Origin of the sequence: Gluconobacter sp. P1C6_b, from assembly GCF_018811945.1 — a bacterium.
Lineage (GTDB): Bacteria > Pseudomonadota > Alphaproteobacteria > Acetobacterales > Acetobacteraceae > Gluconobacter.
In genome coordinates this window covers 160240-166799 of the sequence record NZ_JACRVU010000005.1, presented here as the reverse complement: position 1 = coordinate 166799, position 6560 = coordinate 160240, and the positions used below count along the sequence as shown (strand labels likewise).

The following is a 6560-nucleotide window of genomic DNA, read 5'->3' as shown; positions in this document are numbered from 1 at the left end:
ATGCATGTCACGCCAGGGACAGCCGGTCCGCAGAACATGCAGCATGCCATTGAGAAACAGGCGGTTGTCTCCGGCTGGACGGGCCCAACGTCCACGCTCAGAAGGCAGAAGCGGGCCAATCACCGCCCATTCATGATCCGTCAGATCGCCTCGTGCCATGCCTGTTCTCTCTGCTCCTGACCCCACAGGCAGGAAGTGAATCAGATCTCAGGCAGATCGTATAGATCTTTTGTCAACTCGACCTAGGTCATGATCTGAGCGAGAGCACGCAGCTGGGAAGCAATAGTTGGGCGGCTTTAAGTTGCCTGCGTAGCCTTAGGCAATGTCTGTTAAGCTATGGGCGGATGCTGCCCCCATACGCATGAAGATTGGGCGGTTAGAAATTATCTGACGCGGATTTGCGGCGGCCGCCCAAGCTGTAACGGTTGCCTGGATAGGTGAAGATCCCCTTCATGACGACGCGGCCTTTGACCCATGTGCGACGTACGAGCTGGAGGCAGGGTTCGTGGGCACCGATGTCCAGCAGCGATTGTAGATCCGGGGTTGGGGAGACGGCGAACACGACGTGTTCGATCTCGTCGGGGCCGGAGATATGGTAAAGGTGCCGGTGAGGATGGGTAAGGGTGAAGTCCTGCTGGAGGTATTCGGGCGCGAATGCCGGAGAGACGAAACGCTCTTCCACCTGAAGCGGGATCTCGTCTTCGAAATGGACGATCACGGAATGGAACAGCTTGCTGCCGGGGCGCATGTCGAAGGAAAATGCGAGATCGATGTCGGCGCGAATGGCTTCCAGTGTGATGACCCGCGCCGTGTGAATATGGCCTGAACTCAGGATGTCATCGGCGATATCATGAAGTTCCAGCAGGTCGGCTTTCGGTGAAGGGCGGGATACGAAAGTTCCCACACCCTGCGCACGGACCACGACTCCTTCGGTCATCAGTTCGCGAAGCGCCCGGTGAACCGTCATGCGGGAGACGCCGAGGAGTTCGACCAGTTCGCTCTCGGAAGGAAGTTTCTGGCCTTCTTTCCACTCGCCGTCCTGAATGCGCTCGGTAATGTAGAGTTTGACCTGTTCGTACCGAGCGGGAGAGCGTTCCCGGGAGACGTCCATTTTCATGTCGCGGGCTGTCCTTCAGCTGGGAAGCGGCAATCCAAAAAACATCCTGGCGAAACGGTTATTTAGACAAGAGGTTGTATGGATGAGAATATGCAACTTTATACCACAGGACGTCATTTACCGTCAAAAATTCGCTGAACTGGCCTTTTGCCGCCGATCCAGTACGAAAGTTCGTGTGGGCCGGCGATGTCCCACAGAAGCATGTCCGCGGCCTGTCCGGCTGTCAGGCTGCCGGTTACGTTCTGAAGCCCCAGAGCTTGGGCCCCGATCCGGGTTGTGGCCGAGAAGGTTTCTTCGGGAGTCATGCGGAACAGGGTGCAGGCCATGTTCATGATGCCCGTAAGGCTCACGCTTGGGGAGGTTCCGGGATTGCAGTCTGTGGCAAGTCCCATGGGAACATTGTGTTTTCGGAACAGGTCTACGGGCGGTATGCGCGTTTCACGGATGAAATAGAAGGCTCCCGGAAGCAGCATAGCGACTGTGCCGGCATGGGCCAGGTCAATGACGTCGTCTTCCACGACATATTCCAGGTGGTCGGTCGAGAGGGCGCCGTAACGGGCGGCCAGCTTGGTGCCGCCGCTGTTCGAGAGCTGCTCGGAATGGAGGCGGACAGGGATTTTCAGGTCGTTTGCCGCAATGAATAGATGTTCGATCTGATCAGGGGTGAAAGCAATGTTTTCACAGAAGCCGTCAATGCTGTCGATCAGCTTTTCTTCCACGGCCTGAGGGAGAATGTCAGCGATGAGGTGGGAGACATAATCGTCCTGCCGGTCTTTGAATTCCGGCGGCAGGGCGTGGGCGCCTAGAAAGGTTGCGTGAACGCGCACAGGCAGGGCGGTGTCGATGGCTCGGGCTACGCGGAGCTGCTTGAGTTCGTCCTGCAGGGTCAGGCCGTAGCCGGACTTCATCTCGAGGGTCGTCGTGCCCTCGGCGATCATGCGGTGCACGCGTCGGGCCGTGACGTCAAAGAGTTCGTCTTCGGAAACGTTGCGGGTGGCATTGACCGTGGAGATGATGCCGCCACCCTTACGTGCGATTTCCGCATAGGAGACGCCATTGAGGCGTTCCGCGAATTCCAGGCTGCGGTCGCCGGCGTAAATGACATGGGTGTGCGCGTCCACGAGGCCTGGCGTCATCCAGAGGCCGTTTCCCGAGTGAATTTTATGCGCTAGGTTTTGCGGAGCATCTGGAAGGTCACGGGCCGCTCCGATCCAGCTGATCCGTCCGTTTTTAATGCCGATAGCGGCATTGTGGATGCAGCCATAGCCGTCCTGGTCCGAAATGAGCGCCGGGTCGGCAGTCGCGACATGAATGTCTGTCCAGAGCGTATCCCACATTCGCGTTCTTCCTTGCGCCATCAAATCTGTCGTGGTGGTATATACAAGTCTTACAATTCCATTATCATCATGCAACCAACGGGAAAAGCAAAGACTTTCCGCGTGATGAGGGAAGGAATGTCGAGGTTATGGAACTGTTTGCAGAGCAGGCCCTGCTGCCGGACGGTTGGCACCGGAATGTGCGGATTACCGTTTCTTCTGACGGCCGTTTCGAATCGATTGTCCCGGATGCCCGGATATCTGCGGGTGTCGAGCGGAAAACGGTTGTTGTTCCGTCGCAGCTGAGTCTGCATTCCCATGCTTTTCAGCGGGGTATGGCGGGACTGGCGGAGAGCCGTCAGAATCCGGCGGATACGTTCTGGACCTGGCGGCGGCTGATGTATCAGCTCGCGCATCGCATTTCGCCCGAACAGATGCAGGATATTGCAAGCTACCTGTATATGGAAATGCTGACGGCCGGATATACGCAGGTCGCGGAATTTCATTACCTGCATCATGCACCGGGTGGAGCGACTTACGGGCAGGTGGCGGAGATGTCCCTGAGGGTTGGTGAGGCAGCTCAGGCGGTCGGCATTGGTCTGACGCTTTTGCCAACGCTTTACGAGCGTGGGGGCTTTGACGGGCGTCCTCTTCAGGAAGCGCAGGAGCGGTTCGCGACGACGCCGGAACTCATCGGCAGGATCATCAGCGAGACACGATTGGCCTGGGCAGAAACGCCGCTGCTCTCCGTTGGGCTGGGTTTGCATTCGCTGCGGGCGGTTGATCTGAAGACGGTTCCGGATCTTCTGGCTGCGCAGACAGCCCCCGTGCATATCCACGTGGCCGAGCAGCAGAAAGAAGTGGAGGAGTGCGTCGCCTTCGTGGGGGCACGGCCTGTGGAATATCTGCTGTCTGAGGCGGATGTTGATGAGCGGTGGTGTCTGGTACATGCGACCCATCTTTCCGATTCCGAAATTGCGGGGATGGCGCGTTCCGGAGCTGTGGCGGGGCTTTGTCCGATCACGGAAGCCAATCTGGGAGACGGACTTTTCCCGCTTGCCCCCTATGTGAATGACGGGGGACGCTTCGGGATTGGAAGCGACAGCAATGTGCTGATCAGCCCGTGGGAAGAGCTGCGCACTCTGGAATACGGGCAGAGGCTTTTTACGCAGACGCGATGTGCGGCTCTGCCGGCGGAGACGCTGGGGTCCACGGGAGGATGGCTGTACCGGCAGGCTCTGGATGGCGGGCGGTGGGCCTGCGGGCTTGAGTCCTGGGGGCTGGTTGCTGGAGCACGGGCTGATCTGTGTGTGTTGGACGAGGATCTGCTGCCGCTGCCGTATCTGCAGGATGATGCCGTTCTTGATGCGGCCATTTTCGGATCACGCCAGCCTCCCGTGAAGGATGTGCTGTGTGGTGGTCAGTGGCGCGTGCGCGATGGACGGCACCTCAATCATGACGCTGTGACGGCTGCGTTCCGGCGCACCGTGCGCACGCTTCTTGATCTCTGATCTCAAAAGGAAACCCTGATCATGACGGATGTTTTTTCCTTTGTTCGCGGGACGATGCCCGTGCTTGTGACCCTTCCTCATTCCGGCTGTCATCTGGCGCCCGGGATGGAAAGGCGGATGACGGAACGCGGGCATCAGTTGCCTGATACCGACTGGTATATGGAACATCTCTATGCCGGTGCGTTGGCGAGAGGCATGGGAGTGCTGAAGGCCAATCATTCCCGTTACGTGGTGGATCTGAACCGTGGCGCTGATGATGCGGCGCTTTATCCGGGGCGGCCCAGCACGGGACTTGTACCGTCACTGACGTTTGACGGGCAGCCCATTTACCATGAGGGGCAGGCACCGGACGAAAGCGAGATCGCCGAGCGGCGGGAGGCTTACTGGCGTCCCTATCATGAAGCTGTTGCGGAAGAGCTGGAGCGGCTTCGTCAGAAATGGGGATGGGCGGTTCTGTGGGACGGGCATTCCATCAAGTCGACCATTCCCCGACTGTTTGAGGGGACGCTTCCGGACCTGAACCTGGGGACCAATAGCGGACAGTCCTGTGACGGGGAACTGCAGACGCTTCTGGGGCGCCAACTGGCTGGAAACGTGGCCTACAGCCATGTCGTCAATGGTCGTTTCAAGGGCGGATACACGACGCGGCATTACGGCCAGCCAGAGCGTGGAATCCATGCCATCCAGCTTGAAATTGCGCAGTCCACCTATTTGAGGCGTGAAGAAGCGCCTTGGCCGATCGATCTGGAGAAGGCGGTGCGTCTGTCCCGGATGATCGATGGCCTGCTTGAGACAGCGCTGTGCTGGCGGCCAGAGGCGGGGTGTTCGGGAAAATAAATCCCGATGTCATTTCATAAATGGATTGACAATTCCGCAGAGCGATTTGAGTATTGGTATATACAAGTTCATACAGGATGAAGCCCATGAGTGATCCCGGCAACCGCCTTTCGAATGATCGTGTCATCCGTGCCCCGACCGGGCCTGAACTCTCGGCGAAGAGCTGGCAGACGGAAGCGCCGCTCCGGATGCTGATGAACAATCTGGATCCTGACGTCGCGGAGAAGCCGTCCGAGCTTGTTGTTTATGGTGGCATCGGTCGCGCAGCGCGGAACTGGGACTGCTATGACAGGATCGTCGAGGCGCTGCGTGATCTGGAAGAGGACCAGACACTTCTGGTACAGTCCGGCAAGCCGGTTGGCGTGTTCCGGACGCATGCCGATGCGCCGCGTGTCCTGATCGCGAACTCCAACCTCGTGCCGCACTGGGCCACCTGGGAGAAGTTCAACGAACTCGATCGGGCCGGGCTCATGATGTACGGGCAGATGACGGCGGGATCGTGGATCTATATCGGCTCGCAGGGCATTGTTCAGGGCACGTATGAGACCTTCGTGGAAATGGGGCGCCAGTATTATGGCGGCAGCCTGAAAGGGCGCTGGATCCTGACGGGGGGTCTGGGCGGCATGAGTGGGGCGCAGCCTCTGGCCGCGGTCATGGCCGGTGCGTCCATGCTGGCCGTCGAATGTGAGCCGTCCCGTATCCGCAAGCGTCTGGAGACGGGGTATCTGGACCGGCAGGTCGAGACGCTCGACGAGGCGCTGGAAATCATTCAGGACGCCTGCGCGAAAGGCGAGGCCGTTTCCGTGGGCCTTCTCGGGAATGCCGCTGAAGTCTTCCCGGAGTTGGTGCGCCGCGGCATCCGTCCGGATGGTGTGACGGATCAGACATCCGCCCATGATCCGCTGAATGGCTATCTGCCGGCGGGATGGTCGCTGGAACAGGCCGAGAAAATGCGCATCACCAATCCTGCGGCGGTCGAGAAGGCGGCGCGGGAGTCCATGCGGCTTCAGGTCGAAGCCATGGTGGCATTCCATCGTCAGGGTATTCCGACCTTCGATTACGGCAATAACATCCGCCAGATGGCCTTTGACGAAGGGCTTGAAGACGCTTTTGCTTTCCCGGGCTTCGTGCCGGCCTATATCCGCCCGCTGTTCTGCCGGGGTATCGGTCCGTTCCGCTGGGCAGCACTTTCGGGAGATCCGGAAGATATCTTCAAGACGGACCAGAAGGTCAAGGAACTGCTGCCGGACGACAAACATCTTCACAACTGGCTCGATATGGCGCGGGAAAAGATCCATTTCCAGGGACTGCCTTCGCGCATCTGCTGGGTTGGTCTGGGGGATCGTCATCGTCTGGGACTGGCGTTCAACGAAATGGTGGCCAGCGGTGAACTCAAGGGGCCGATCGTGATCGGGCGTGATCATCTGGACAGTGGTTCGGTGGCGAGTCCGAACCGTGAGACCGAGAGCATGCGTGACGGTTCGGATGCCGTGTCCGACTGGCCGCTGCTGAATGCGCTTCTGAATACGGCGTCTGGCGCGACCTGGGTGTCGCTGCATCATGGCGGCGGCGTCGGCATGGGCTTTTCCCAGCATTCCGGCATGGTGATCGTGGCGGACGGCACGCCGGATGCGGCGCGGCGTCTGGAGCGGGTGCTGTGGAACGACCCGGCTACAGGAGTCATGCGGCATGCGGATGCCGGTTACGACATTGCCACGAAGTGTGCCCGCGAGAAGGGCCTCGACCTTCCCATGATCACGCGCGGAGCCTGAGACCATC

The 6560-nt window shown here is 59.3% G+C and carries 6 protein-coding genes; 3 read left to right on the top strand and 3 right to left on the bottom strand.

Annotation, left to right across the window (positions count from 1 at the left end; all coding sequences use genetic code 11):
• The 3 genes from KP701_RS06045 to hutI all read right to left on the bottom strand — a co-directional run.
• On the bottom strand, positions 1 to 159 hold a 159-nt coding region (locus KP701_RS06045; RefSeq protein WP_215746342.1), incomplete at its 3' end, for a transposase.
• Positions 160 to 376: 217 nt separating this feature from the next.
• Complete coding sequence (gene hutC / locus KP701_RS06040) at positions 377 to 1117, bottom strand: histidine utilization repressor (RefSeq protein WP_215746332.1); 741 nt, start codon at positions 1115 to 1117, stop codon at positions 377 to 379.
• 113 nt (positions 1118 to 1230) lie between these two features.
• The gene (hutI, locus tag KP701_RS06035) at positions 1231 to 2454 is read right to left on the bottom strand and encodes an imidazolonepropionase (protein ID WP_215746331.1); all 1224 of its coding nucleotides are present in this window, start codon (positions 2452 to 2454) and stop codon (positions 1231 to 1233) included.
• Between the two features lie 128 nt (positions 2455 to 2582).
• On the opposite strand from hutI, the gene KP701_RS06030 reads away from it, so the two are divergent.
• The 3 genes from KP701_RS06030 to hutU all read left to right on the top strand — a co-directional run bounded on the left by KP701_RS06030 (position 2583) and on the right by hutU (position 6553).
• On the top strand, positions 2583 to 3944 hold the full coding sequence (locus KP701_RS06030; protein WP_215746330.1) for a formimidoylglutamate deiminase: 1362 nt from the start codon (positions 2583 to 2585) through the stop codon (positions 3942 to 3944).
• A 21-nt stretch (positions 3945 to 3965) separates the two neighbouring features.
• On the top strand, positions 3966 to 4781 hold the full coding sequence (gene hutG / locus KP701_RS06025) for an N-formylglutamate deformylase (protein WP_215746329.1): 816 nt from the start codon (positions 3966 to 3968) through the stop codon (positions 4779 to 4781).
• Positions 4782 to 4867: 86 nt separating this feature from the next.
• On the top strand, positions 4868 to 6553 hold the full coding sequence (hutU, locus tag KP701_RS06020; protein ID WP_215746328.1) for a urocanate hydratase: 1686 nt from the start codon (positions 4868 to 4870) through the stop codon (positions 6551 to 6553).
• The last annotated feature ends 7 nt before the right edge of the window (positions 6554 to 6560 follow it).

What these genes read in the sequence shown, in the direction of transcription:
- hutC (WP_215746332.1), bottom strand. Translation starts at nt 1,117, where the DNA reads ATGAAAATGGACGTCTCCCGGGAACGCTCTCCCGCTCGGTACGAACAG.
- hutI (WP_215746331.1), bottom strand. Translation starts at nt 2,454, where the DNA reads ATGTGGGATACGCTCTGGACAGACATTCATGTCGCGACTGCCGACCCG.
- KP701_RS06030 (WP_215746330.1), top strand. Translation starts at nt 2,583, where the DNA reads ATGGAACTGTTTGCAGAGCAGGCCCTGCTGCCGGACGGTTGGCACCGG.
- hutU (WP_215746328.1), top strand. Translation starts at nt 4,868, where the DNA reads ATGAGTGATCCCGGCAACCGCCTTTCGAATGATCGTGTCATCCGTGCC.
- hutG (WP_215746329.1), top strand. Translation starts at nt 3,966, where the DNA reads ATGACGGATGTTTTTTCCTTTGTTCGCGGGACGATGCCCGTGCTTGTG.